Genomic DNA, 21,928 nt, shown 5'->3' on the forward strand with positions numbered 1-21,928 from the left:
TGAATCTGGAATATCACGCCTCTGCAACGCAGCAGGCCGACGCCACTCGTGCCCACAATAATAAAGAAGGTGTGATCAGAGCCTTGCGCCTGCACACAGCAATTGCGCACTATATTGCCCAACCGCCTTTCTCTATTCCAAGGATTGCCGCCCACCCATGAACACCCAGCCCCGCAGCCTGGCCGCTACTCTCTTCCCGATCGGCCTGCTGCTTATCGCCATGGCATCGATACAGTCCGGCGCCTCCTTGGCTAAAAGCATGTTCCCCATCATTGGCGCACAAGGCACCACAACGCTGCGCCTGATATTCGCCAGCATCATCATGCTGCTTATTCTTCGCCCATGGCGTGTCCGCATGACTGTCAGCACCCTGCGCAACGTAGTGATCTACGGCATGGCGCTGGGCGGCATGAACTTCCTCTTCTATATGGCCCTGCAAACGACTCCGCTGGGTATCGCCGTCGCCCTTGAATTTACCGGTCCCTTGGCCGTGGCACTTTTTGCCTCACGCCGAGCGCTTGATTTTCTGTGGGTTGCGGTGGCGGTAGTCGGCTTGCTGTTGCTGATTCCGGTCGGCGACGGCGGCCAGGCTCTCGATCCGATAGGGGTGACTTACGCACTCGGCGCAGGTGTCTGCTGGGCGTTGTACATTCTCTTTGGCCAGCGTGCTGGCGCAGAGCACGGCATCCAGAGCGCCGCGCTGGGTGTTGTGGTAGCCGCCTTGTTCGTTGCCCCCATTGGTATCGTCCATGCGGGCAGTGCCTTGCTCACGCCAGCCGTCATCCCGCTGGCCCTCGGCGTTGCGGTACTTTCGACCGCCCTGCCGTATAGCCTGGAAATGGTGGCCCTGACCCGTATGCCTGCACGCACATTCGGGACGTTGATGAGTATCGAACCAGCCATCGGCGCGCTTTCCGGTTTGCTGTTTCTCGGCGAGGTACTGAGTACGAGCCAATGGTTAGCCATCCTGGCAATCATTACTGCATCGGTAGGCGCCACACTGTCCATGCGCCGGGAAGCGGCACCCGTGGTCGCCGCCGACTGATTTGAGAAATATTTTCATTTGAGACAGGATTAACCATTGTGGCACCCCGCTCTGCTGATTAAGCTGTCACAAAATCATAATCTTTTAGCTATCTACTTGAATGAATACGGGCGCTGGGGAAAACTCAGGAAGAACCGAAGCGATAACGACAGGGTCAGACAGCTGATCAGCCCTGCATTTAAGGACAGGAATGAAACGTATTTTGCTCATCCTGGCCGTCCTGGCCATGGCTGGATGTGCCGCAACGGCCAAGACCGAGGTCAAAAAAGGAAAAAAGGGCCTGCATATCAATTGCTCCGGCCTCTCTTCGTCCTGGGACAAGTGCTACAGCAAGGCCGCCAGCTCGTGCAGCACACGCGGTTACAAAGTCATCGCGCGCTCTGGCGATACCGACGAGGAACCAGGTGATTATGTGTTCGGCATCAATCCGGCCGGGTACACCAGCCGCAGCATGATCGTCATCTGTAAATAACGAAAGGGCAGCCTTTGAGCTGCCCTCCGTTCATCTACCCATCTGCAGCGCCGCTCATAACGGCGCTGTACGCGCTTCAAGCCAAGCCAACGCCTCTCCCGCCAACAGTGGCGTCAAGCGCTCACGCACTGTCGAGTGATAGGCGTTCAACCATCCGAGCTCTTCCTTGGTCAGCAATTGCACAAGCAGGCAACGGGTATCGATTGGGCATAGCGTCAGCGTTTCGAAAGCAAGGAAGTCACCAAAGGCGCTCTTGCCCGAATCCCGATTCACCACCAGGTTCTCGATACGCACCCCCCACGCGCCGGGTCGGTAGGTGCCTGGCTCGATCGAGCTGATCATGCCCGCCTGCATGGCCGTCTGCGGCGTCGCGGCGGCCTGGTAGGCAATTACTTGGGGCCCTTCGTGTACATTCAGGAAATAGCCCACGCCGTGCCCGGTGCCATGGCCATAGTCAACCTGGTCTGCCCAGATGGGCGCGCGCGCGATGGCATCGAGCAGCGGCGACAGAATGCCGCGCGGAAAAGTAGCCCGCGACAGTGCAATCATGCCCTTGAGCACCCGCGTGCAATCCTGCTTCTGCTCAAGGCTCGGCGCGCCTACCGGAACCATGCGAGTAATATCGGTGGTCCCCCCCAGGTACTGGCCACCCGAATCGATCAACAGCAAGCCATCCCCCTCGATGACCGCATGGGACTGTTCGGTCGCACGGTAATGCGGCATCGCGCCATTGCCATTGAATGCGGCGATGGTGGCGAAGCTCAGCGAAACGAAACCAGGACGGCGAGCGCGCGCCGCGCTCAGTTGTGCATCGATGTCCAGCTCGGTAATTGCCTGCTTGCCGTGTTGCGCTTCAAACCAGGCGAAGAATTCGCACAACGCCGCGCCATCCTGCTCCATCACCCGCCGGATGTGCACCAGCTCCTCTTCACCCTTGCATGATTTGCTCAGGGTGGTCGGGTTCAATCCTTCGACCAGTTGCACCTGTTCGTCCAGGTGCTTGAGCAGGCCACAGGTGACCCGTGCCGGGTCGACCAACAACGTGCTGCCTGGCGGCAACGCTGCAAGCCCCTGGTGCACCTGCGTGTAATCGCGCACCTCGATGCCATCAACTGAAAGCACATGACACAGGTGTTCATCGACCTTCCCTGCGCCCACGAACAACAGCGCCTGCGCCTGGCCAATCAGCGCAAAGGAGACGAACACCGGGTTGTAGGACACATCGCTACCACGCAGGTTGAACAACCAGGCGATATCATCCAGGGTCGCAATGAAGTGCCACTCTGCGCCTTTCTGTGCCATCGCACGACGCAGCAAGGCAAGCTTTTCTGCCCGACTGACCGTGGCATGGGGCGGCAAGTGCTGGTAAACCGGATTGTCAGGCAGTGCCGGGCGGCCCTCCCACACCTCAGCCAGAAAATCTCGATCGGTAATCAGGCGCACCGCTTTAACCCGTAGCCGCTCCTCGAGCTGACGCGCCGACGCCAGGGCCATTACTGCGCCATCAACCGCCACGACACCCTCTGCTGCAACGTTGTCACCCAGCCACTCCAGTGCACCGGGCTTACCGGGTAGTAGCTTCATCAGTTCGATACCGCTGCCCGCCAGCTCTTTCTCGGCCTGTTCCCAGTAACGGCTATCGACCCACACACCGGCAAAACTCGCAGTGACTACCAGGGTACCCACCGAGCCATCGAACCCAGACAGCCAGCGGCGTCCTTGCCAATAACCCGGCAAGTACTCGGAAAGGTGAGGGTCGGCGGAAGGCACCAGCAAGGCATCGACACCCGCCCTGGCCAAAACTTCGCGCACGCGCGCCAGGCGCTCCGGCACTCGATGCTCAATGGTGGTCTGAACGTTCATGCGCACTCCTGCGGCGACATCTTGGTTGATCCAGAGACGATAATGGAGCAGCCACCACGGCCCTGCAATCATGGCGATCGCGTCACAGCACCAACCATCGATCGCCTTGTGCTGAACTTCCCACACGCAAGGGCTTCACACACAATACATTCATAGCAGACAGGCCGATCCTCATGTCCAGTGCCTGCGAACCGAAGACCGCTGTGGTACTCCTTGATACCCGCGAGCACACGCCAGAACACGAGCACGCGGTGCATCTCAAGCTTGCCGATGGCCTCGCCCATCTGCTGGGCTGCGCCCGCGCACAGCCTGATCAGCCGCACACCGCCGCGGACAACGTCTACTACCTGCCCACCGAAACCCTGATCGACCCGCAACGCTACGTGGCAATGGGTATCTGCTCTGAGCAGGACCTGTTCGGCGGCCTGGTCAGCCATCCCTACATGGCTACCAAGGCAATCTCCCACCCACTGCCGGCCAACGCCAGCTTCCCGCCAGGCTGGACCGACGCCTTCGCGTGCCAGGCGAGCGATGCACTGCTGTGCGGCTATACCGTGTTCAGCAAAGCCGATGCCCGACGCGCCGCGCAACTGCTGCTACAAGACGGGCCTCTACGGATCAAACCCGTGCTGGCGTGTGCCGGACGTGGCCAGGAGGTTATCACTCAGTTGCATGAGCTGGAGCCGTTACTGGCCAATATGGAAGATCAGGACCTTGCGCTGTGGGGACTGGTGCTGGAGGAAGACCTGAGCAATGTGCAGACCTTCAGCGTCGGCCAGGTGCGTGTTGCCGGGCTGACCTGCAGCTACTACGGCACCCAGCAACTGACCCGTGACCACCAGGGGGTTGAGGTCTACGGCGGCTCCGACCTGGTGCTGGTGCGCGGGGACTATAACGCCCTGCTGCAATTGCCCCTGGAAGACCCTCTGCGCCTGGCGATCAACCAGGCAATGTTGTACGAGCACGCCGCCGAGCAGCACTTCCCCGGTTTCATCGCCTCGCGGCGTAACTATGACATAGCCCGCGGCAACAACGCCCACGGCCATTTACGCAGTGGTGTGCTGGAGCAATCGTGGCGCCTGGGCGGTGCCAGCAGTGCAGAGCTGCTGGCATTGCAGGCGTTTGCCGACGACCCCGCGCTGCAGCGGGTGCGCGCCTCCACCCATGAAGTGTTCGGTGCGCTTGATCTCCCCGCTGACGCCACCCTCTTCTATCAAGGAAACGACAGTGAACTCGGACAATTCAGCAAATTCGCGCGGATTCGCGACCATGACCATTCAGAGTGAAACCGTTGAGCTGCACGTCGAGAATGACAGCATCGTCGGCACCCTGGTCAGCCCAGGGAGCAAGATGCCCGGCATTCTCTTTGTCCACGGCTGGGGCGGCAGCCAGCAGCGTGACCTGGCACGCGCCCGGCACATCACCGGCCTGGGCTGCGTGTGCATGACGTTCGACCTGCGCGGTCACGAAAAGACCGAAAGCCAGCGCCTTACGGTAACCCGCGAACAAAACCTCAAGGATTTGCTGGCCGCCTACGACCGCCTCCTCAGTCACCCTGCAGTAGACAGCAGTGCCATTGCCGTCATCGGCAGCAGTTATGGTGGCTACCTAGCCACTTTGCTGACCCTGCAGCGGCCAGTGAAGTGGCTGGCCCTACGCGTCCCGGCCATGTACTGGGACGACGACTGGGATGCGCCCAAGCAAACCCTCGACCGCCAGCGCCTCAACGCCTACCGCCAGCGAGCGCTCGGTCCGGCCGATAACCGCGCGCTTTGCGCCTGTGCAGAATTTGGCGGCGATGTCCTGTTGGTCGAGTCGGAACAGGACGACTACGTACCGCATGCAACGCTGATGAGCTACCGCTCGGCGTTCGTCAGCGCCCATTCGCTCACCCACCGCATGGTCGACGGGGCCGATCATGCGCTCTCCAGCGAGGAGAGCCAGAAAGCCTACAGCTCGATACTGGCGGCGTGGGTCAGCGAGATGGTCATCGGCGCCCGCCTGGACCGTTACCCCCATTACGCGCCTTGGTATGCCTGAGCCCCGCCGAGCGCGCAATGCAGGCCACCACCGGCCCCGCGCATCACACTGTGCAGCGCCTGATAGGCGGCAAAGTTGACACCACGCGCCTGATACCGGCACAGCAGGTCGAGAAACGGCTCCTCGACAAAGCACTGCGCTGACGCTGCCCAGGCCTGGCGCGACTCCCATTGCAGGTACTGCAATACCCGGCTGCCGTCGTCGCTGGCGTGGACGCTAACGCCTTGCAGGCCGTAACACCGTGCAGTCAGCGCCTCGCTGCGCGCGATGAGCGCATGGGCCAGTGCTGCCTGCCGGACGACAGGCACTTCATACTCGATCATCTGGGTAAACCACAGGGGATGCGGCTTGGCCGTCATGGACAGTCTCCTTGCTCCGGACGCTTGCAGCGCAATGGCCAGCAGGGTAAAACCTCCAGTCAACTCAAGGTCAAGAGTTTTTTGCATGCGAGAACATACGCCGGTGGTCCAGGACAAGCTGCTCAGCGTTGGTCAGTTGGCCGCACGCAGTGGCGTGGCCGTCACGGCCCTGCACTTCTATGAAACCAAAGGGTTGATCCAGAGCACCCGCAACTCAGGCAACCAGCGTCGCTATCCACGGGCGATGCTACGGCGTGTGGCGGTAATCAAGATGGCCCAGCGCCTGGGCATCCCCTTGGCCGATATCGCAAGGGCTCTAGCCGCCTTGCCGAACGACCACGTTCCCACGGCCGAAGACTGGCAACGGTTGTCGCAAGGCTGGCGCGAAGACCTCAATCGCCGTATCGACGAGATGCTCCTGCTGCGCGATCAACTGGACGGCTGCATTGGCTGCGGCTGCATGTCATTAAAGGAGTGCCCGTTGCGCAACCGGCAGGATCACCTGGCAGACGCAGGCCCCGGACCGCATTTGCCCTGAGCGGCGCGTCACGCTTGCAGTGCAAGGCGCCGCCGGTAATCACTGGGGGTCAGGCCGGTTATTCGCTGGAACACCTTGCGAAACGCACCCGGATCCTGGTACCCAACGCCCCAGGCGATCTGTTCGACATTGCGCCGGGTGAACTCCAGCATCCGACACGCCCGCCCCACCCTCACTTGCTGGCAATACTCCGTTGGCTTCAAGCCCGTAGCGGCTCGGAAACGGCGTAGAAACGTTCGTTCTTCCAGCCCGGCGCAAGCGGCCATGCCCGCCAGGTCAGCGTCCCGCGCGCCAATGGCCTGCAACCAGTGCTGCACCTTGAGCACCGCCCCATCGCCGTGGTCCAGCCGTGGGCTGAACAGCGCCCCGGGCAAAGGTGCCATGACGGGCTCGACGGAAAGGTAACGTGCCGTTTCCCAAGCTACCGAGGCGCCGAGAAAACGATCCAGCAGGCGCAGACCGAGCTCGGTCCATGCCATCAATCCGGCAGAGGTCATGATGTCTCCGTCGTCCAGCAACGGCTGGTTGGCCTCAACCCGGACCTTGGGGTAACGCTGTGAGAGTGTTTGGGCGTAGTTCCAGTGTGTACTCGCCGAACGGCCATCCAGCAAGCCGCTGGCAGCGATGAAGAACACGCCAATGCAGACAGAGGCCAGCACTGTGCCCTGACCGTGCCATACGCACAGCGCTCCCCGGTGGCGCTCGAGCAGCGCTGATGACGGTGTCGACGCCAGGCTCGGCGGGATGATCAATACGCGCACGTTCTGGATTGCACAGCGCCGGCTAGCTTCGGTGAGCCGCAATTGCCCTGCCTCATCCGCTTGCCAATGGCTGACGCGAATCTGTGGCAGTTCGTTTGCGCCGAGTTCGGCGGCCACCTGGTTGGCTACGCTGAACAGATCGGCAAGGCCAAGCACAGCCGCACGCTGCGCGCCCGGGTAAAGCAGCAGGCCGATCTCCAGGTTGTCGGTGCTGTCAGTTTTTGCCGTCATTGTGTCGATCGCGCCAATCCTCAACTCGGTGCGCACAGCCTATAACTATTGGCATCTAACCACTACTGCCACAGGAGGCAGCATGAGCAAGCAGGCGCTGATCATCATCGACATCCAGAACGATTATTTCCCCAGTGGCAAATGGCCCCTGGACGGCGCTGAACGGGCTGCCGACAACGCCGCCAGGCTGCTGGACGCGGCGCGACAGCGCGGCGACCTGGTGGTGCATGTACGCCATGAATTCAACAGCGCCGACGCGCCGTTCTTCGCACCAGGCTCGCGCGGTGCGGCGATCCACCCAAAAGTCCTGCCTGTGGACGACGAACCGGTAGTACTCAAGCACAAGGTCAATGCGTTTCTCGACACCAACCTCAAGCACCTGCTGGATCAGCAAGGCGTCAAGGCCCTGACCATTGTCGGCAGCATGAGCCACATGTGTGTCGATGCCGCTACTCGAGCCGCTGCCGACTTCGGCTATGACGTAACGGTGGCACACGACGCCTGCGCTACCCTGCCCCTGGACTTCAACGGCAAGCAGGTGCCGGCCGCACAGGTGCATGACGCGACGATGGCGGCATTAGCGTTCGCGTATGCCAGCGTAGTGAAGACCGACGAGCTGCTGAACGGCTGACCCGTCAAATCACCACGTTGCGCACGAAGCGGGTAGGCACATCACCATCGTTGCGGTAGGCATACCTGCAGTTGCTGGCAAACACATGAAACTGCCCGACCTGCAAGCAATGCTCCACACCTTCGATAATCAGGGTAAGTTGCCCTTCGGCCACATAGATCTGCTCGCTCCAGCCCTCGGCATCCGCTTCGCTGGCGTAGCGCTCACCCGGCGCCAGGGTCCACGCCCAGATCTCCACTTCCCGGCAGGCGGTGCTACTGGCCAGCAGCACCGCCTTGCTTTGCGGGTGCTCACCGGCCCACGCCAGCTCATCGATACGGCTGGGATCGCGCCGGTCGGGCGCCTGGATCAGCGTGCTGAAGGCAACGCCGAGCGCTTCGGCAATCCGATCGAGGGTTGTCAGGCTGACGTTTTTTTCCCCGGCCTCGATCGCTACCAGCATACGCCGGCTGACACCTGACCGTTCGGCCAGGGCGCTCTGGCTCATACCCGCCGCATTGCGCAAGCTACGGACATTCAGGCTGACATGCTGCAGCACCGACGCTCGGTGGGGGAAATCTTTGTGCACTCTATCGCTCACTTGTACGGACTGCGCAGTATACTGCCCACTTTGCGCAGATTGTGCGCCCCCCCCCTTCGAGTGTGCAAGAGCATGACCCTACCGAGCAGTAACCCAAGAACCGCCCTGTCCTTTCGTCTGAGCAAGGCCGAGATCGTGCTGGTGTTCATCACTATGCTGTGGGGCGGCACCTTCCTGCTCGTTCACAACGTGATGACCGTCAGCGGCCCGATGTTCTTCGTCGGCTTGCGCTTCGCAGCGGCAGCCCTGTTCGTCGGCCTGTTTTCTGCGCGTGCGCTATCCGGCCTGACCTTCACCGAACTGAAGGCCGGCGTGCTGATCGGTGTTTCCATCATGCTCGGTTACGGCTTGCAGACCATGGGCCTGCAAACCATCAGCAGCAGCCAGTCGGCGTTCATCACCGCGCTATATGTACCCTTCGTGCCGCTATTGCAGTGGTTGGTACTGGGCCGGCGGCCAGGGCTGATGCCAAGCATCGGCATCTGCCTGGCCTTTGCAGGCCTGATGCTGCTTGCTGGGCCTGAGGGCGGTGCGCTGCATTTCAGCGAAGGCGAAGTGGTGACGCTGGTGAGCGCCGTGGCCATCGCGGGCGAGATCATCCTGATCAGCCGCTATGCCGGGCAGGTGGACGTGCGGCGGGTAACGGTGGTGCAGCTGGCAACCGCATCGCTGCTGTCGTTCCTGATGATCGTCCCTACCCAAGAGCGAATTCCTGACTTTTCCTGGTTGCTGCTGCTCAGCGCCCTGGGCTTGGGCGCCATGAGCGCGGTGATTCAGGTGGCGATGAACTGGGCGCAGAAGTCCGTATCACCGACCCGCGCCACACTGATCTACGCTGGCGAACCGGTGTGGGCGGGGATCGTGGGGCGCATAGCCGGCGAGCGCTTGCCCGGCGTGGCGCTGCTTGGCGGGTTACTGATCGTGGTCGCGGTGGTGGTCAGCGAGCTTAAGGTTCGGCGTACCGCCTCGGTCCCCGAAGAACGCGATGAGCATCACGAATGCGAGCGAGAAACCGGCCGTTGAAGTGGGTAACTGCAGCTATGCTTTGTAAAAAACTGTTATAAAAAAATAGCGTGTCACACCCTGTTTGTATGATTCTGCGACAGCTTGCGTGTTGGTGATCACTTGCTCGGCACGTATGATCCTTGCAAACCTTTCCAGAATAGAACGCTATGTCATTGATAGTGCTACTGCTTCTGCCCTTCGTGGGCAGTTGCCTGGCAGCTGTGCTGCCGCACAACGCACGTAACGCCGAGTCCATTCTCGCCGGGCTCGTGGCCTTGGTCGGCACCGTCCAGGTAGCACTGCTGTACCCACAGGTCGCCCACGGCGGTGTCATTCGCGAGGAATTCCTCTGGCTACCCAGCCTGGGGTTGAACTTCGTGTTGCGCATGGACGGCTTCGCGTGGCTGTTTTCTCTGCTGGTGCTGGGCATCGGCACCCTGGTCTCACTGTATGCGCGCTACTACATGTCGCCACAGGACCCGGTACCGCGCTTCTTTGCCTTCTTCCTGGCATTCATGGGAGCCATGCTTGGCCTGGTCATCTCAGGCAACCTGATCCAGCTGGTGTTCTTCTGGGAACTAACCAGCCTGTTCTCGTTCCTGTTGATCGGCTATTGGCATCATCGCGCCGACGCTCGACGCGGCGCCTACATGGCGTTGATGGTGACCGGTGCCGGCGGCCTGTGCCTGCTGGTCGGTGCCGTGCTGCTGGGGCATGTGGTCGGCAGCTACGACCTGGACAAGGTACTGGCCGCCGGCGATACCATTCGCCAACACGCGCTTTACCCTGTGCTGCTGCCGCTGATCCTGATCGGCGCCTTGAGCAAAAGCGCGCAGTTTCCCTTCCAATTCTGGCTGCCCCATGCCATGGCGGCACCCACACCGGTATCGGCCTACCTGCATTCGGCAACCATGGTCAAGGCCGGGGTATTCCTGCTGGCGCGGCTGTGGCCGGTACTGTCGGGCAGCGAGGAATGGTTCTGGATCGTCGGTGGCGCGGGGGCCATTACGTTGTTGCTTGGCGCCTTCGCGGCCATGTTCCAGAACGACCTCAAGGGCCTGCTGGCCTACTCGACCATCAGTCACCTCGGGCTGATCACCCTGCTGCTGGGCCTGAACAGCCCACTGGCAGCCGTCGCTGCAGTGTTCCACATCCTCAACCATGCCACCTTCAAGGCCTCGCTGTTCATGGCCGCCGGCATCATCGATCATGAAAGCGGCACCCGCGACATCCGTCGCCTCAGCGGCCTGATTCGTCTGGTGCCCTACACCGCGACCCTGGCCATGGTAGCCAGCGCCTCCATGGCCGGCGTGCCCCTGATGAATGGTTTCCTGTCCAAGGAAATGTTCTTTGCCGAAACCGTCTTCATCAGTTCTACCGCCTGGGTCGAAGCCACACTGCCGGTAATCGCCACCCTAGCCGGCACCTTTAGCGTCGCCTATGCCCTGCGTTTTACTGTCGACGTATTCTTCGGCCCGACCGCCCAGGACCTGCCACACACGCCTCACGAGCCGCCACGCTGGATGCGCGCCCCGGTCGAACTGCTGGTGCTGACCTGCCTCGTGGTGGGGATTTTCCCCGCCCAGTCGGTCGGCCCGTTGCTGGCGGCGGCCGCCTTGCCTGTAGTGGGGGGCACGCTACCGGAGTACAGCCTGGCCATCTGGCACGGCTGGAATGCGCCCCTGATCATGAGCCTGGTGGCCATGAGCGGTGGCATCGTGCTCTACCTGCTGCTGCGCAACCAGCTGCGCCGTGGGCGCTTCCCTTATCCGCCGCTGATCGAGCGTTTCAACGGCAAGCGCCTGTTCGAGCAGGGTCTGGTACACCTGATGCTGCTAGCCCGACGTATCGAAGCGCTACTGACAACGCGCCGTTTGCAGTCACAGCTGTTCATGCTCGTGCTGGCCGCCTTCCTCGCCGGCATCACACCTATGCTGTACAGCGGCCTGACCTGGGGCGACCGGCCCAAAATCCCCGGCTCCGGCGTGTTCGTCGCCCTCTGGCTGATCGCCATCGCCTGTGCCATCGGCGCTGCCTACCAGGCGAAGTATCACCGTCTTGCCGCGTTGATCATGGTCGGTGTCTGCGGCCTGATGACCTGCATCACCTTCGTCTGGTTCTCCGCACCGGACCTTGCCTTGACCCAACTGGTGGTCGAGGTGGTGACCACGGTGCTCATCCTGCTCGGCCTGCGCTGGCTCCCTCGGCGTATCGAAGGCGTCTCGCCGCTGCCCGGCAGCCTCGACCGTGCCCGCATGCGGCGCTTGCGCGACCTATTGCTGGCGGTGCTGGTCGGTGGTGGCATGGCCGTGCTGTCCTACGCCATGCTGACCCGCCCGACGCCAAATGACATCTCTTCGTTCTACCTGAGCCGGGCACTGCCCCAGGGCGGCGGCACCAATGTGGTGAACGTGATGCTGGTAGACTTCCGCGGTTTCGATACCCTTGGCGAGATCACCGTACTGGTGGCGGTGGCACTCACTGTGTTCGCCCTGCTGCGCCGCTTCCGTCCGCCCAAGGAAAGCATGCAGTTACCGTCCCAGCAGCGGCAACTGGCGCCTGATGTGGTTACCGACCTGATCAACCCGCGCCACGCCACCGACACCGCACTGGGCTTCATGATGGTGCCCGCGGTGCTGGTACGCCTGCTGTTGCCGATCGCCCTATTGGTGTCGATGTACCTGTTCATGCGGGGTCACAATCAACCAGGCGGCGGCTTCGTGGCGGGCCTGGTGATGTCGGTGGCATTCATTCTTCAGTACATGGTGGCCGGCACCCAGTGGGTCGAGGCACAGATGAGCCTGCGGCCGCTGCGCTGGATGGGCACCGGGCTGCTGTGTGCGACCCTGACAGGGGTTGGCGCCATGCTGCTGGGTTATCCGTTCCTGACCACCCATACCGCCCACCTGCACCTGCCATTGCTCGGCGAGGTGCATGTGGCCAGCGCGCTGTTCTTCGACATCGGCGTGTACACCGTGGTGGTCGGCTCGACCCTGCTGATACTCACTGCCCTGGCGCACCAGTCGGTGCGTGCCTACCGCCCGGGCAACCCGTCGAAATCCAGCCAAGCAGGAGCCGCCTGATGGAAGAAGTCATTGCAGTCGCCATCGGTGTACTGGCCGCCTCGGGGGTGTGGCTGATCCTGCGCCCCCGTACCTACCAGGTGATCATGGGCCTGTGCCTGCTGTCATACGGTGTCAACCTGTTCATTTTCAGCATGGGCAGCCTGTTCATCGGCAAGGAGCCGATCATCAAAGAGGGAGTGACCCAGGACCTGTTGCACTACACGGACCCGCTGCCGCAAGCCTTGGTACTCACCGCGATCGTCATCAGTTTCGCCATGACCGCGCTGTTCCTGGTGGTGCTGCTGGCGTCCCGCGGGCTGACTGGTACCGACCACGTAGATGGCCGGGAGCGTGACGAATGAGTGTGATGAGCCAACTAATCGTCGCGCCCATCCTGCTACCGCTGCTGACCGCCGCAGTCATGTTGCTCCTGGGCGAAAAACATCGTCGGCTCAAGGGGCTTCTCAACCTGCTCTCGACGTTCAGCGGCCTGGCGATCGCCGTCTGCCTGTTGCTCTGGGTGCGCGCCCAGGGCCAGGCGGAATCCATCGGTGTCTACCTGCCGGGTAACTGGCCCGCGCCCTTCGGTATCGTGCTGGTGCTCGATCACCTGTCGGCACTGTTGCTGACCCTAACCGGCGTCATCGGCATCAGCGCCCTGCTGTTCGCCCGCGCCCGCTGGGACGGTGCCGGCGCCAGCTTCCATGCGTTGTTCCAGATACAGTTGATGGGCCTGTACGGCGCCTTCCTCACCGCTGACCTGTTCAACCTGTTCGTGTTCTTCGAAGTGCTGCTGGCAGCTTCCTATGGGCTCCTGCTGCATGGCTCCGGGCGTGCGCGGGTTCGCGCCGGCCTGCATTACATCGCCATCAACCTGTTCGCCTCGTCACTGTTCCTGATCGGCGCAGCCATGCTCTACGGCGTCACCGGCACCCTCAACATGGCAGACCTTGCGCTGAAGATCCCGCTGGTACCGGAAGCCGACCGCGGCTTGCTGCATGCCGGCGCGGCCATCCTGGCCACGGCCTTCCTGGTCAAGGCCGGTATCTGGCCGCTGAATTTCTGGCTGGTGCCGGCATATGCTTCGGCCAGCGCACCGGTTGCCGCGCTGTTCGCCATCATGACCAAAGTTGGCCTGTATGCGGTACTGCGCCTGTGGACGTTGCTGTTCTCGGGGCAAGCCGAGGCATCGGCGCATTTCGGTGGCCAGTGGCTGGTCTATGGTGGCCTGGTCACGTTGGCCGTTGCCGCAGTGTCGATTCTGGCCGCCCAACGCCTGGAACGCATGGCCGCGCTCAGCATCCTGGTGTCCGCAGGCACCCTGCTTGGCGCTGTCGGCTTTGCCCAGACGGCACTGACCGGGGCTGCCCTGTTCTACCTGGTGAACTCGACGCTGGCACTGTGTGCCCTGTTCCTTCTGGCCGAGCTCGTCGAACGCTCACGTTCGGCCAACGAAGCCCCCCTGGAGGATGAAGAGGGGGCCATGCCTCCTCCGCTCGAATCGTTGCATCCACCCAAGGGCATCAACCTCGACGATGAGCAAAAGGCAGTCATCGGCCAGATCATCCCCTGGACCATGGCGTTCCTCGGCCTGAGCTTCATCGCCTGCGCGTTGCTGATCATCGGTATGCCACCGCTGTCGGGTTTCGTCGGCAAGCTCAACCTGATCAGCGCGCTGTTCAACCCGCTGGGGCTCGGCGTTCCGTCTCAACAGCCTCTGAGCGTGGCAGGCTGGGCACTGGTTGCCCTGCTGATACTGTCGGGGATGGCCTCGCTGATCGCCTTCGGCCGCGTAGGTATCCAGCGGTTCTGGAAACCCGAGGAGCGCCCATCGCCTTTATTGCGTCGCTACGAATGTCTGCCGATCGTGATTCTATTGAGCCTTTGCATGGTGCTCAGTTTCCGCGCCGAACCGTTGCTGCGCTACACCCAGGACACTGCCGCCAGCCTGCAAGCGCCTGACGCCTACATCAAGGCCGTGATGGCCGCGCAGCCTGTCCCGGGCCCAACCACACCAGACGCACAGGTGCAGCCATGAGCCGACTGTTCCCCGCTCCGCTGCTCTCCGTCGCACTGTTCGTGCTATGGCTGTTGCTTAACCTGTCGGTCAGCCCGGGTAACCTGCTGCTCGCGGCCGTACTCGGCATCTTCGCACCGTTGCTGATGGCACCGCTGCGGCCACAGCACGCCCATGTGCGGCGCCCACTGACGGTGGCAAAACTGATTGGCCGGGTCGGCCTGGATGTCATCCGCTCCAACCTGCAGGTGGCACGCGGCGTGCTGGGTGCCGGGCAACGGCCGCCACGCTCGGCCTTCGTGCACATCCCCCTGGACCTGCACGACGCCCACGGCCTGGCCGCGCTATCGATGATCACCACCGTGGTGCCCGGCACGGTCTGGTCAGAGTTGGCCCTGGACCGCAGCGTACTGTTGCTGCACGTGTTCGACCTGGAGGATGAAAGCGCCTTCATCGAGCATTTCAAACAGACCTACGAACGCCCGCTGATGGAGATATTCGAATGACAGGCCTGCTCGCCAATGCAGTCCTCGCCAGCCTGTTCATCTTCGCCCTGGCCATGGGCCTGGCGCTGATCAGGCTGTTTCGCGGCCCCTCCGCCCAGGACCGGGTGCTGGCGCTGGACTACCTGTACATCCTGGCCATGCTGATGATGCTGGTGCTGGGGATTCGCTATGCCAGCGACACCTACTTTGAAGGCGCCTTGCTGATAGCGCTGTTCGGTTTTGTTGGCTCGTTCGCCCTGGCCAAGTTCCTGCTGCGCGGTGAGGTGATCGAATGAACGAAGCCCTTGAACTGCCGTTCTGGCTGGAGCTGGTGACTGCCGCTTTGCTGCTGCTTGGCAGCCTGTTTGCGCTGATCGGAGCCATTGGCCTGCTGCGCCTGAAGGACTATTTCCAGCGTATGCACCCACCCGCCCTGGCCTCGACCATCGGCGCCTGGTGCGTTTCACTGGCTTCGATCATCTACTTCTCGTGGCTCAAGGAAAGCCCGGTACTTCACGCCTGGCTGATCCCCATCCTGCTGTCGATCACGGTGCCTGTCACCACGTTGCTGCTGGCCAGGGCAGCACTGTTTCGCAAGCGCATGGCCGGGGATCCGGTGCCCGAGGAAGTCAGCAGCGGTCGGGATCGCGGTAACTGATCGCGGCAACCTCACCCCTGGGTGAGGCGTTGCAACTCACGGCGAACCATGGCCACATAGGGTGGCGGGCCAAGCTGGTAGAGCTGGGCTGCCACCCAGTTCACCCAGGCGCTCTGCATCTCGTCGCGTCGAGCCAGCAAGTATTCGGCCTGCGCCAGCGCTTGGGCCTGATGCTGGCGATGGAACGCGGCACGGCTGCCCTGCGGCTCACCAACGTCGCTCATTCACTTGCCTTGAACGTGGTCAGCTCGCCCTTGCGCCATTTGGCGACCTTGCCCGTCACTGCCTTGAGCAACTTGCCCAAGCCTTCCTGCACTTGTTGCTGGGCAGCGAATACCAGCATCACGCCCTGGCCTTCGCGGAACACGATACCTTCACCTTCTGGTACCGAGACAAAGGCATAGTCCCCTACACCGTAGACATTGAGCTTGATCTCGCGAAAGCGCATCTCCAGCTTGCCGCCTTCACGGCTAGGCAATACGGCGGCGCGAAAGTGGTCGCCGACTTTGAGCTCCAGGCGCTGTTTGTCATCGACCACCAATGCACTCTCGGTATCGATCTCGGCCATGTACAGGCCTTCGGGGTTCTGCTCGGTGACGTATACGAAACGGCCTTGAAACAGCTTGGCCAACTTGCCACGCAAATCGCCAAGGGCAAACAACGCGTGGGTATCCAGAGTACTGACTGCCAATGAAGTAATCCTCAAACCGGTGACATCCGCCCCCACACGGAGTCGGTGAGGCACGGCCTTGCTATTCGATGGACGAAAAGAGTAATGAAGCGATGAACGAAACGTCTGTGCCTACTGGCGATACAACATGCAGGAAACTTTACTCTGGCTTGCCAGACGTAGCCTCGACAGAGGCTTTAGGGACATTCCACAACCGGGATGCGTAAAGTCTTACAACTACTCCGCCAGAAAAGATGCGATAGATAACAGCCAGCCCCTCGGCAGAACGGGCTCTGCACACCATCAGCGCACTACTGGGTAAGAAATATGCACGAAAACACTGAAATCCGTCGAGAGGCAATGAGCATTTCTTACCGCTCAAGGCCCCGTTACGTTGTGATACCCGCTGGTATCGAGTTCTTCCATATCACTGAAAGCGCCACTGGCCGCGTCAAGGGCTTTCGCCGCCGTCACCATGACGCCTGTGAGCTGGCCCGAAGCCTGGAGCGCTGAAGTGCGCTCAGGCGGCTTGGCCCTTTTGCACCTGTTGCAACCAGGCCGCCTGACACTCCAACGCCTCTTCTCGGGTGGCAAACGCGGTGCCTCGGCGCTCGCCGTTGACCAATACCACCCAACATACCCGTTTGCCGAGGGCCTGCAAGGTGGCGGGCACGCCCGACCCAATCATCACGGCTACATCGACGCGGCTATTCATCATTCCCTCCGGAATTTAATTAGCAACCTAACGATGTAACCATGATACGCGCGCCATTGCGCCGGTAAAAGCCAACGTTGGTATAGCAGTGTTGCGTCATCAGCACCAATCGACGCGCCGCCACGTCAAGAAACGCAAAAAGCCCCAGGGACTGCTCCATGGGGCTTGGCACGTAACGCTCAGTCAGATCTGGCGCTGATGACGGTCGAGCTGCTCGTGACGCTCCTGGGCTTCGATGCAGTACTTGGTGGTCGGGCTGATCAGCAAGCGCTGCAAGCCGATCGGCTCACCACTGTCGTCGCACCAGCCGAAGCTTTCATCAGCAATACGGCCCAGCGCCATCTCCAGCTGCGGCAACAGGCGCTGGTCGCGTTCGATCGCGTTCACCAGCCAATGGCGCTCTTCTTCAACCGAGGCCACATCGGCAGGGTCCGAGGGCGTATCCAGGCTTTCGATGGTGGCACGGCTCAGCTCGATGCGTTCATGGGTTTCGACTTTCATCGCTTGCAGCAGCCCAGTGAAGAAGGCCAGCTGGTCAGCGTTCATGTAGTCATCGGCCGACATGGCCAGCAACTGTTCCTTGGTCATCGATTTCTCTATGAAAAAATGTGCATTTGGGCGATTCGGGTGTCGCCGACGCCAGGGCGTGGGCAACGGAATTCTTCAAGCGCCAACCGGCACTCTTTTACAGGGGGCGGCAGTCTAAGGCTCCACGTCGCATGGAGCAACTGCAATAAAGGGGGAATTTGCCGGAAATGACATCGATTCCGCCAGCCGGTGGGCTCTGGCCCTCAGCGTACGCGGCTTTGCAGGCCGACCCCACATACGATCACTGGCATCCAAGCCGGTGCTCCACGTGCGAGCCTGAGCGCTGCAAGCAGCGCCCAGGGGGCCATCAGCGGTCCTTGAACTGCGCTTCACGCTTGGCGACGAAGGCCGCCATGCCTTCTTTCTGGTCTTCAGTGGCGAAGGCGGCGTGGAACACGCGGCGCTCAAAGCGCACCCCTTCGCTCAAGGTCACTTCAAAGGCGCGGTTGACGCTCTCCTTGACCATCATGCTTACCGGGATCGATTTGCTCGCGATGGTCGCTGCCACCTTCAGCGCTTCATCGACCAACTCGGCCTGGGGCACTACACGCGCAACCAGGCCAGCACGCTCGGCTTCCTCGGCGCCCATCAGACGCCCCGTCAGGCACAGTTCCATGGCCTTGGCCTTGCCCACGGCGCGGGTCAAGCGCTGGGTGCCGCCCATGCCTGGAAGTACCCCAAGGTTGATTTCCGGTTGGCCGAACTTGGCGTTGTCGCCAGCAAGGATGAAATCGCACATCATCGCCAGCTCACACCCTCCGCCCAAGGCAAAGCCGGAGACCGCGGCGATGATCGGCTTGCGCCGGTTGGCAATACGGTCGGCGTCGCTGAAAAGGTCGTCGACGTAGATCTGCGGGTACTTGAGGTCAGCCATTTCCTTGATATCGGCGCCAGCGGCAAAGGCCTTGGCCGAGCCGGTCAGCACCACGCAGCCGATGTTTGGGTCACGCTCGAGCTGGTCCAGGGCCTGGTTGATTTCGCCGACGATCTGCGCATTCAGGGCGTTCAGCGCCTGCGGGCGGTTCAGTGTGATCAGGCCGACCTTGCCGTGGATGTCCAACAGGATGGTTTCGAATGCCATGCAGGCTGCTCCTTCAAAGATTGCGCGCAATAACCATGCGCTGAATATCGCTGGTGCCTTCGTAGATCTGGCAGACCCGAACGTCGCGGTAGATCCGCTCCAGCGGGAAGTCACTCAGATAGCCATATCCCCCCAGGGTCTGCAAGGCATCCGAACAGACCTTTTCGGCCATTTCCGAGGCAAACAGCTTGGCCATCGACGCTTCTACCAGCGCGGGGCGCTCGGCGTCACGCAGCGCGGCGGCATGCAGCACCATCTGCCGGGCCACGGCAATGCGTGTGGCCATGTCGGCCAGGCGAAAGGCCACCGCCTGGTGTTCGATCAAAGGCTTGCCGAAGCTCTGCCGCTCGTTGGCATAATCACGGGCCACCTCAAATGCCGCACGGGCCATGCCGACTGCCTGCGAGGCAATGCCGATACGCCCACCTTCAAGGTTGGCCAAGGCGATCTTGTAGCCCTGCCCTTCTTCGCCCAGGCGGTTGGCGACAGGCACGCGCACGTTGTCGAAGACGATCTGGCAGGTGTCCGAAGCATGCTGGCCGAGCTTGTCTTCCACCCTGGCCACCTGATAACCCGGCGTGTCAGTGGGCACGAGGAATGCCGTGATGCCTCGCTTGCCGGCATCCGGGTCGGTCACGGCGAATACGATCACCACACCCGCGTTCTGCCCGGAGGTGATGAACTGCTTGCTACCGTTGAGCACGTAATGGTCGCCTTCCAGGCGCGCGCGGGTCTTCAGGCTGCTGGCATCGGAACCGGCCTGCGGTTCGGTCAGGGCGAACGCCCCCAACATCGACCCGCTGGCGAGCGGAACAAGAAACTCCTGCTTCTGCTGTTCAGTGCCAAATTTCAGGATCGGTACACAGCCCACCGAGTTGTGCACGCTCATGATGGTCGAGCAGGCCCCGTCGCCCGCGGCGATTTCTTCCAGGGCCATGGCGTAGGCGACATAGCCTGTGTCGCTGCCGCCGTACTGCTCCGGCACCAGCATGCCGAACAGGCCCAGGCCGGCCATCTCGTCGACGGCTTCGCGGGGGAAGCGATGCGCCTTGTCCCACTGTTCGGCAAAGGGCCTGAGGCGCTCCTGGGCAAACTCACGGACGGCGTCGGCAATTTGTTGTTGCTCGTCAGTTACCAGCATGGTTCACCTCAATACAGGCATTCGACGGCCATGGCCGTGGCCTCGCCACCGCCGATGCAGATGGCTGCCACGCCACGGCGCAAGTTGTTCTGACGCAATGCCGACAGCAGGGTCACCAGGATACGGGCGCCCGAAGCGCCGATCGGATGTCCCAGGGCGCAGGCACCCCCGTGGATATTGACCTTGTCGTGGGGCAGATCGAGGTGCTTCATGGCCGCCAGGGTGACCACGGCAAAGGCTTCGTTGATCTCGAACAGGTCGACCTCGCCCAGGTTCCACCCAGTGCGTTTCATCAGTTTGTCGATGGCACCAATCGGCGCCGTGGGGAACAGTGCCGGGGCATCGGCGAAGGCAGCGTGCCCATGGATCACTGCAAGCGGCTTGAGGCCACGTTTATCGGCTTCGCAACGGCGCATGAGCACCAGCGCCGCAGCGCCGTCAGAAATCGAACTGGAGTTGGCTGCCGTAACGGTACCGCCCTCACGGAACGCCGGTTTGAGCTGTGGGATCTTGTCCGGCCGCGCCTTGGGTGGCTGTTCATCGTCCTTGACCAGGCGTTTTTCCTTGCCCTCGGTGACTTCCACGGGAACGATCTCGGCGCTGAAACGGCCGCTTCTGATCGCGTCCTGGGCGCGAGTCAGCGAGGCGATGGCAAACTGGTCCTGGGCTTCACGGCTGAACGCCCCCGCCTGGGCGCAGTCCTCGGCGAAGGTGCCCATCAGGCGCCCCTTGTCGTAGGCGTCCTCAAGGCCATCCATGAACATATGGTCGATGATCCTGCCATGGCCCATGCGGTAGCCGCCGCGGGCCTTTTCCAGCAGGTAGGGGGCGTTGGTCATGCTCTCCATGCCACCGGCCACCACCACATCGGCAGTACCTGCCAACAGCAGGTCATGGGCCATGATCGCCGCCTGCATGCCCGAACCACACATCTTGTTCAGGGTCGTGCAGGTGGTGTGCTTGTCCAGGCCGGCACCCAACGCCGCCTGGCGCGCAGGGGCTTGGCCCTGGCCTGCTGGCAGCACGCAGCCGAACAGCACCTGCTCGACACTGGCGGCCTGGATGCCTGCACGTTCGACGGCGGCGCGGATCGCCGCGGCCCCCAGCTGCGCAGCGGTGAGGCTCTTAAGGTCGCCCTGCAAGCCGCCCATGGGCGTGCGCACGGCGCTGACGATGACAATCGGGTCGTTGGCGAGGCTCATGTGCGTCTCTCCTTACTTGGCAGCCATGCGCAGTGCGCCGTCGAGGCGGATCACCTCGCCGTTGAGCATGCTGTTCTCGATGATGTGGCGGGCCAGTGCCGCGTACTCGTCAGGACGGCCCAGACGCGGTGGGAACGGTACCCCCGCTGCCAGTGAATCGCGCACCTCCTGGGTCATGCCCGCCATCATCGGCGTCTCGAAAATACCCGGGGCGATGGTCATGACACGGATCCCGAAGCGAGCCAACTCGCGCGCGACGGGCAGTGTCAGGCTGGCAATGGCGCCCTTGGAGGCTGCATAGGCGGCCTGGCCAATCTGCCCGTCATAGGCGGCAATGGAAGCAGTGTTGATGATCACACCGCGCTCGCCCCCCTCGTCCGCCTGCCCCTCGGCCATTGCCACCGCCGCCAGGCGGAGCAGGTTGAAGCTGCCGATCAGGTTGACGTTGATGACCTTGGCGAAGCTGGCCAGGCCATGGGGGCCCTGTTTGCCCAGTACCTTCTCGGCGCCGACGATACCGGCGCAGTTGACCAGGCCGTGAAGGCTGCCAAACGCACTGACTGCAGCGTCAATCGCAGACTGTGCGGCGTGCTCGTCGCTGATGTCGGCGATGGCGAACCGGGCGTTGTCACCCAGCGCCCGAGCCTTGGCCTCGACGGCAGGGGCATTGAGGTCGACCAGCATTACCTTGGCGCCAGCGTCTATCAGCATTTGTGCAGTGGCCGCGCCGAGCCCGGAGGCTGCGCCGCTAACGATGAAGTGCTTGTTGATGATCTGCATG

26 protein-coding genes are annotated in these 21,928 nt (G+C 62.1%); 14 read left to right on the top strand and 12 right to left on the bottom strand.

What is annotated here, in order from left to right; all coding sequences use genetic code 11:
• Positions 1-157: 157 nt before the first annotated feature.
• Positions 158-1,045 carry a threonine/homoserine exporter RhtA gene (rhtA, locus tag APH34_RS03780; protein ID WP_054899851.1) on the top strand — a complete coding sequence of 296 codons (888 nt, stop codon included), beginning with the start codon at positions 158-160 and terminating at the stop codon, positions 1,043-1,045.
• Between the two features lie 190 nt (positions 1,046-1,235).
• The gene (locus tag APH34_RS03785; RefSeq protein ID WP_054899852.1) at positions 1,236-1,517 is read left to right on the top strand and encodes a hypothetical protein; all 282 of its coding nucleotides are present in this window, start codon (positions 1,236-1,238) and stop codon (positions 1,515-1,517) included.
• A gap of 54 nt (positions 1,518-1,571) precedes the next feature.
• Here the strand turns inward: APH34_RS03785 and APH34_RS03790 are convergent, their stop codons facing one another.
• Positions 1,572-3,380 (bottom strand): aminopeptidase P family protein, encoded by a 1,809-nt coding sequence (locus APH34_RS03790; protein WP_054899853.1) that lies wholly within the window; start codon positions 3,378-3,380, stop codon positions 1,572-1,574.
• Positions 3,381-3,547: 167 nt separating this feature from the next.
• Between APH34_RS03790 and APH34_RS03795 the strand changes: the two genes are divergently transcribed.
• On the top strand, positions 3,548-4,666 hold the full coding sequence (locus APH34_RS03795; protein WP_054899854.1) for a DUF3182 family protein: 1,119 nt from the start codon (positions 3,548-3,550) through the stop codon (positions 4,664-4,666).
• Positions 4,650-5,420, top strand: coding sequence for a S9 family peptidase (locus tag APH34_RS03800; RefSeq protein WP_054899855.1), 771 nt, complete (start codon positions 4,650-4,652; stop codon positions 5,418-5,420). The genes APH34_RS03795 and APH34_RS03800 overlap by 17 nt, the downstream gene beginning before the upstream one ends.
• Here APH34_RS03800 and APH34_RS03805 read toward each other — a convergent pair.
• Positions 5,399-5,779 (bottom strand): antibiotic biosynthesis monooxygenase, encoded by a 381-nt coding sequence (locus tag APH34_RS03805; RefSeq protein WP_054899856.1) that lies wholly within the window; start codon positions 5,777-5,779, stop codon positions 5,399-5,401. The two genes, APH34_RS03800 and APH34_RS03805, sit on opposite strands and share 22 nt — an antisense overlap.
• Before the next feature lie 85 nt (positions 5,780-5,864).
• On the opposite strand from APH34_RS03805, the gene soxR reads away from it, so the two are divergent.
• Complete coding sequence (gene soxR, locus APH34_RS03810; RefSeq protein ID WP_054899857.1) at positions 5,865-6,317, top strand: redox-sensitive transcriptional activator SoxR; 453 nt, start codon at positions 5,865-5,867, stop codon at positions 6,315-6,317.
• An 8-nt stretch (positions 6,318-6,325) separates the two neighbouring features.
• Here the strand turns inward: soxR and APH34_RS03815 are convergent, their stop codons facing one another.
• A complete protein-coding gene (locus APH34_RS03815) occupies positions 6,326-7,309 on the bottom strand; it encodes a GlxA family transcriptional regulator (RefSeq protein ID WP_054899858.1) in 984 nt (327 codons plus the stop codon).
• A gap of 82 nt (positions 7,310-7,391) precedes the next feature.
• On the opposite strand from APH34_RS03815, the gene APH34_RS03820 reads away from it, so the two are divergent.
• Positions 7,392-7,940, top strand: a complete 549-nt coding sequence (locus APH34_RS03820) for a cysteine hydrolase family protein (protein WP_054899859.1) — start codon at positions 7,392-7,394, stop codon at positions 7,938-7,940.
• Between the two features lie 4 nt (positions 7,941-7,944).
• Here the strand turns inward: APH34_RS03820 and APH34_RS03825 are convergent, their stop codons facing one another.
• On the bottom strand, positions 7,945-8,508 hold the full coding sequence (locus APH34_RS03825) for a helix-turn-helix domain-containing protein (RefSeq protein ID WP_054899860.1): 564 nt from the start codon (positions 8,506-8,508) through the stop codon (positions 7,945-7,947).
• Positions 8,509-8,592: 84 nt separating this feature from the next.
• On the opposite strand from APH34_RS03825, the gene APH34_RS03830 reads away from it, so the two are divergent.
• From APH34_RS03830 to APH34_RS03860, 7 genes are all read left to right on the top strand, one after another.
• A complete protein-coding gene (locus tag APH34_RS03830; protein WP_054899861.1) occupies positions 8,593-9,543 on the top strand; it encodes a DMT family transporter in 951 nt (316 codons plus the stop codon).
• A 149-nt stretch (positions 9,544-9,692) separates the two neighbouring features.
• On the top strand, positions 9,693-12,608 hold the full coding sequence (locus APH34_RS03835) for a monovalent cation/H+ antiporter subunit A (protein WP_054899862.1): 2,916 nt from the start codon (positions 9,693-9,695) through the stop codon (positions 12,606-12,608).
• A complete protein-coding gene (locus APH34_RS03840; protein WP_012315281.1) occupies positions 12,608-12,952 on the top strand; it encodes a Na+/H+ antiporter subunit C in 345 nt (114 codons plus the stop codon). Before APH34_RS03835 ends, APH34_RS03840 begins: the two co-directional genes overlap by 1 nt.
• Positions 12,949-14,628 carry a monovalent cation/H+ antiporter subunit D gene (locus tag APH34_RS03845; RefSeq protein ID WP_054899863.1) on the top strand — a complete coding sequence of 560 codons (1,680 nt, stop codon included), beginning with the start codon at positions 12,949-12,951 and terminating at the stop codon, positions 14,626-14,628. The genes APH34_RS03840 and APH34_RS03845 overlap by 4 nt, the downstream gene beginning before the upstream one ends.
• On the top strand, positions 14,625-15,113 hold the full coding sequence (locus APH34_RS03850; RefSeq protein ID WP_054899864.1) for a Na+/H+ antiporter subunit E: 489 nt from the start codon (positions 14,625-14,627) through the stop codon (positions 15,111-15,113). Before APH34_RS03845 ends, APH34_RS03850 begins: the two co-directional genes overlap by 4 nt.
• Positions 15,110-15,388, top strand: a complete 279-nt coding sequence (locus APH34_RS03855) for a K+/H+ antiporter subunit F (protein ID WP_054899865.1) — start codon at positions 15,110-15,112, stop codon at positions 15,386-15,388. The genes APH34_RS03850 and APH34_RS03855 overlap by 4 nt, the downstream gene beginning before the upstream one ends.
• Positions 15,385-15,750, top strand: a complete 366-nt coding sequence (locus tag APH34_RS03860; RefSeq protein WP_054899866.1) for a Na+/H+ antiporter subunit G — start codon at positions 15,385-15,387, stop codon at positions 15,748-15,750. The genes APH34_RS03855 and APH34_RS03860 overlap by 4 nt, the downstream gene beginning before the upstream one ends.
• A gap of 11 nt (positions 15,751-15,761) precedes the next feature.
• Here the strand turns inward: APH34_RS03860 and APH34_RS03865 are convergent, their stop codons facing one another.
• Both APH34_RS03865 and APH34_RS03870 read right to left on the bottom strand, forming a co-directional pair.
• Positions 15,762-15,974, bottom strand: a complete 213-nt coding sequence (locus tag APH34_RS03865; protein WP_054899867.1) for a hypothetical protein — start codon at positions 15,972-15,974, stop codon at positions 15,762-15,764.
• A complete protein-coding gene (locus APH34_RS03870) occupies positions 15,971-16,441 on the bottom strand; it encodes a hypothetical protein (RefSeq protein ID WP_039602828.1) in 471 nt (156 codons plus the stop codon). Before APH34_RS03870 ends, APH34_RS03865 begins: the two co-directional genes overlap by 4 nt.
• Positions 16,442-16,780: 339 nt before the next feature.
• Between APH34_RS03870 and APH34_RS29190 the strand changes: the two genes are divergently transcribed.
• Positions 16,781-16,933 (top strand): hypothetical protein, encoded by a 153-nt coding sequence (locus tag APH34_RS29190; protein WP_156358061.1) that lies wholly within the window; start codon positions 16,781-16,783, stop codon positions 16,931-16,933.
• Between the two features lie 7 nt (positions 16,934-16,940).
• Here the strand turns inward: APH34_RS29190 and APH34_RS03875 are convergent, their stop codons facing one another.
• From APH34_RS03875 to APH34_RS03900, 6 genes are all read right to left on the bottom strand, one after another.
• Positions 16,941-17,135 carry a hypothetical protein gene (locus APH34_RS03875; protein WP_054899868.1) on the bottom strand — a complete coding sequence of 65 codons (195 nt, stop codon included), beginning with the start codon at positions 17,133-17,135 and terminating at the stop codon, positions 16,941-16,943.
• Between the two features lie 183 nt (positions 17,136-17,318).
• Entirely contained in the window at positions 17,319-17,723 is a 405-nt protein-coding gene (locus tag APH34_RS03880; protein ID WP_012315289.1) for a TraR/DksA C4-type zinc finger protein, read from the bottom strand.
• A gap of 307 nt (positions 17,724-18,030) precedes the next feature.
• Positions 18,031-18,804 carry an enoyl-CoA hydratase gene (locus APH34_RS03885; RefSeq protein WP_054899869.1) on the bottom strand — a complete coding sequence of 258 codons (774 nt, stop codon included), beginning with the start codon at positions 18,802-18,804 and terminating at the stop codon, positions 18,031-18,033.
• Positions 18,805-18,817: 13 nt separating this feature from the next.
• On the bottom strand, positions 18,818-19,945 hold the full coding sequence (locus APH34_RS03890) for an acyl-CoA dehydrogenase (protein WP_054899870.1): 1,128 nt from the start codon (positions 19,943-19,945) through the stop codon (positions 18,818-18,820).
• Positions 19,946-19,953: 8 nt separating this feature from the next.
• Positions 19,954-21,147, bottom strand: a complete 1,194-nt coding sequence (locus tag APH34_RS03895) for an acetyl-CoA C-acyltransferase (RefSeq protein ID WP_054899871.1) — start codon at positions 21,145-21,147, stop codon at positions 19,954-19,956.
• A gap of 12 nt (positions 21,148-21,159) precedes the next feature.
• Complete coding sequence (locus tag APH34_RS03900) at positions 21,160-21,927, bottom strand: 3-hydroxyacyl-CoA dehydrogenase (RefSeq protein ID WP_054899872.1); 768 nt, start codon at positions 21,925-21,927, stop codon at positions 21,160-21,162.
• Position 21,928: the final 1 nt, after the last annotated feature.

The organism is Pseudomonas sp. NBRC 111131 (assembly GCF_001320525.1).
GTDB classification, from domain to species: domain Bacteria; phylum Pseudomonadota; class Gammaproteobacteria; order Pseudomonadales; family Pseudomonadaceae; genus Aquipseudomonas; species Aquipseudomonas ceruminis.

What these genes read in the sequence shown, in the direction of transcription:
- APH34_RS03835 (WP_054899862.1), top strand. Translation starts at nt 9,693, where the DNA reads ATGTCATTGATAGTGCTACTGCTTCTGCCCTTCGTGGGCAGTTGCCTG.
- APH34_RS03900 (WP_054899872.1), bottom strand. Translation starts at nt 21,927, where the DNA reads ATGCAGATCATCAACAAGCACTTCATCGTTAGCGGCGCAGCCTCCGGG.
- APH34_RS03840 (WP_012315281.1), top strand. Translation starts at nt 12,608, where the DNA reads ATGGAAGAAGTCATTGCAGTCGCCATCGGTGTACTGGCCGCCTCGGGG.
- APH34_RS03785 (WP_054899852.1), top strand. Translation starts at nt 1,236, where the DNA reads ATGAAACGTATTTTGCTCATCCTGGCCGTCCTGGCCATGGCTGGATGT.
- APH34_RS03830 (WP_054899861.1), top strand. Translation starts at nt 8,593, where the DNA reads ATGACCCTACCGAGCAGTAACCCAAGAACCGCCCTGTCCTTTCGTCTG.
- APH34_RS03790 (WP_054899853.1), bottom strand. Translation starts at nt 3,380, where the DNA reads ATGAACGTTCAGACCACCATTGAGCATCGAGTGCCGGAGCGCCTGGCG.
- APH34_RS03815 (WP_054899858.1), bottom strand. Translation starts at nt 7,309, where the DNA reads ATGACGGCAAAAACTGACAGCACCGACAACCTGGAGATCGGCCTGCTG.
- APH34_RS29190 (WP_156358061.1), top strand. Translation starts at nt 16,781, where the DNA reads ATGAGCATTTCTTACCGCTCAAGGCCCCGTTACGTTGTGATACCCGCT.
- APH34_RS03860 (WP_054899866.1), top strand. Translation starts at nt 15,385, where the DNA reads ATGAACGAAGCCCTTGAACTGCCGTTCTGGCTGGAGCTGGTGACTGCC.
- APH34_RS03875 (WP_054899868.1), bottom strand. Translation starts at nt 17,135, where the DNA reads ATGAATAGCCGCGTCGATGTAGCCGTGATGATTGGGTCGGGCGTGCCC.
- APH34_RS03880 (WP_012315289.1), bottom strand. Translation starts at nt 17,723, where the DNA reads ATGACCAAGGAACAGTTGCTGGCCATGTCGGCCGATGACTACATGAAC.
- APH34_RS03865 (WP_054899867.1), bottom strand. Translation starts at nt 15,974, where the DNA reads ATGAGCGACGTTGGTGAGCCGCAGGGCAGCCGTGCCGCGTTCCATCGC.
- rhtA (WP_054899851.1), top strand. Translation starts at nt 158, where the DNA reads ATGAACACCCAGCCCCGCAGCCTGGCCGCTACTCTCTTCCCGATCGGC.
- APH34_RS03855 (WP_054899865.1), top strand. Translation starts at nt 15,110, where the DNA reads ATGACAGGCCTGCTCGCCAATGCAGTCCTCGCCAGCCTGTTCATCTTC.
- APH34_RS03895 (WP_054899871.1), bottom strand. Translation starts at nt 21,147, where the DNA reads ATGAGCCTCGCCAACGACCCGATTGTCATCGTCAGCGCCGTGCGCACG.
- APH34_RS03805 (WP_054899856.1), bottom strand. Translation starts at nt 5,779, where the DNA reads ATGACGGCCAAGCCGCATCCCCTGTGGTTTACCCAGATGATCGAGTAT.
- soxR (WP_054899857.1), top strand. Translation starts at nt 5,865, where the DNA reads ATGCGAGAACATACGCCGGTGGTCCAGGACAAGCTGCTCAGCGTTGGT.
- APH34_RS03800 (WP_054899855.1), top strand. Translation starts at nt 4,650, where the DNA reads ATGACCATTCAGAGTGAAACCGTTGAGCTGCACGTCGAGAATGACAGC.
- APH34_RS03885 (WP_054899869.1), bottom strand. Translation starts at nt 18,804, where the DNA reads ATGGCATTCGAAACCATCCTGTTGGACATCCACGGCAAGGTCGGCCTG.
- APH34_RS03845 (WP_054899863.1), top strand. Translation starts at nt 12,949, where the DNA reads ATGAGTGTGATGAGCCAACTAATCGTCGCGCCCATCCTGCTACCGCTG.
- APH34_RS03820 (WP_054899859.1), top strand. Translation starts at nt 7,392, where the DNA reads ATGAGCAAGCAGGCGCTGATCATCATCGACATCCAGAACGATTATTTC.
- APH34_RS03890 (WP_054899870.1), bottom strand. Translation starts at nt 19,945, where the DNA reads ATGCTGGTAACTGACGAGCAACAACAAATTGCCGACGCCGTCCGTGAG.
- APH34_RS03850 (WP_054899864.1), top strand. Translation starts at nt 14,625, where the DNA reads ATGAGCCGACTGTTCCCCGCTCCGCTGCTCTCCGTCGCACTGTTCGTG.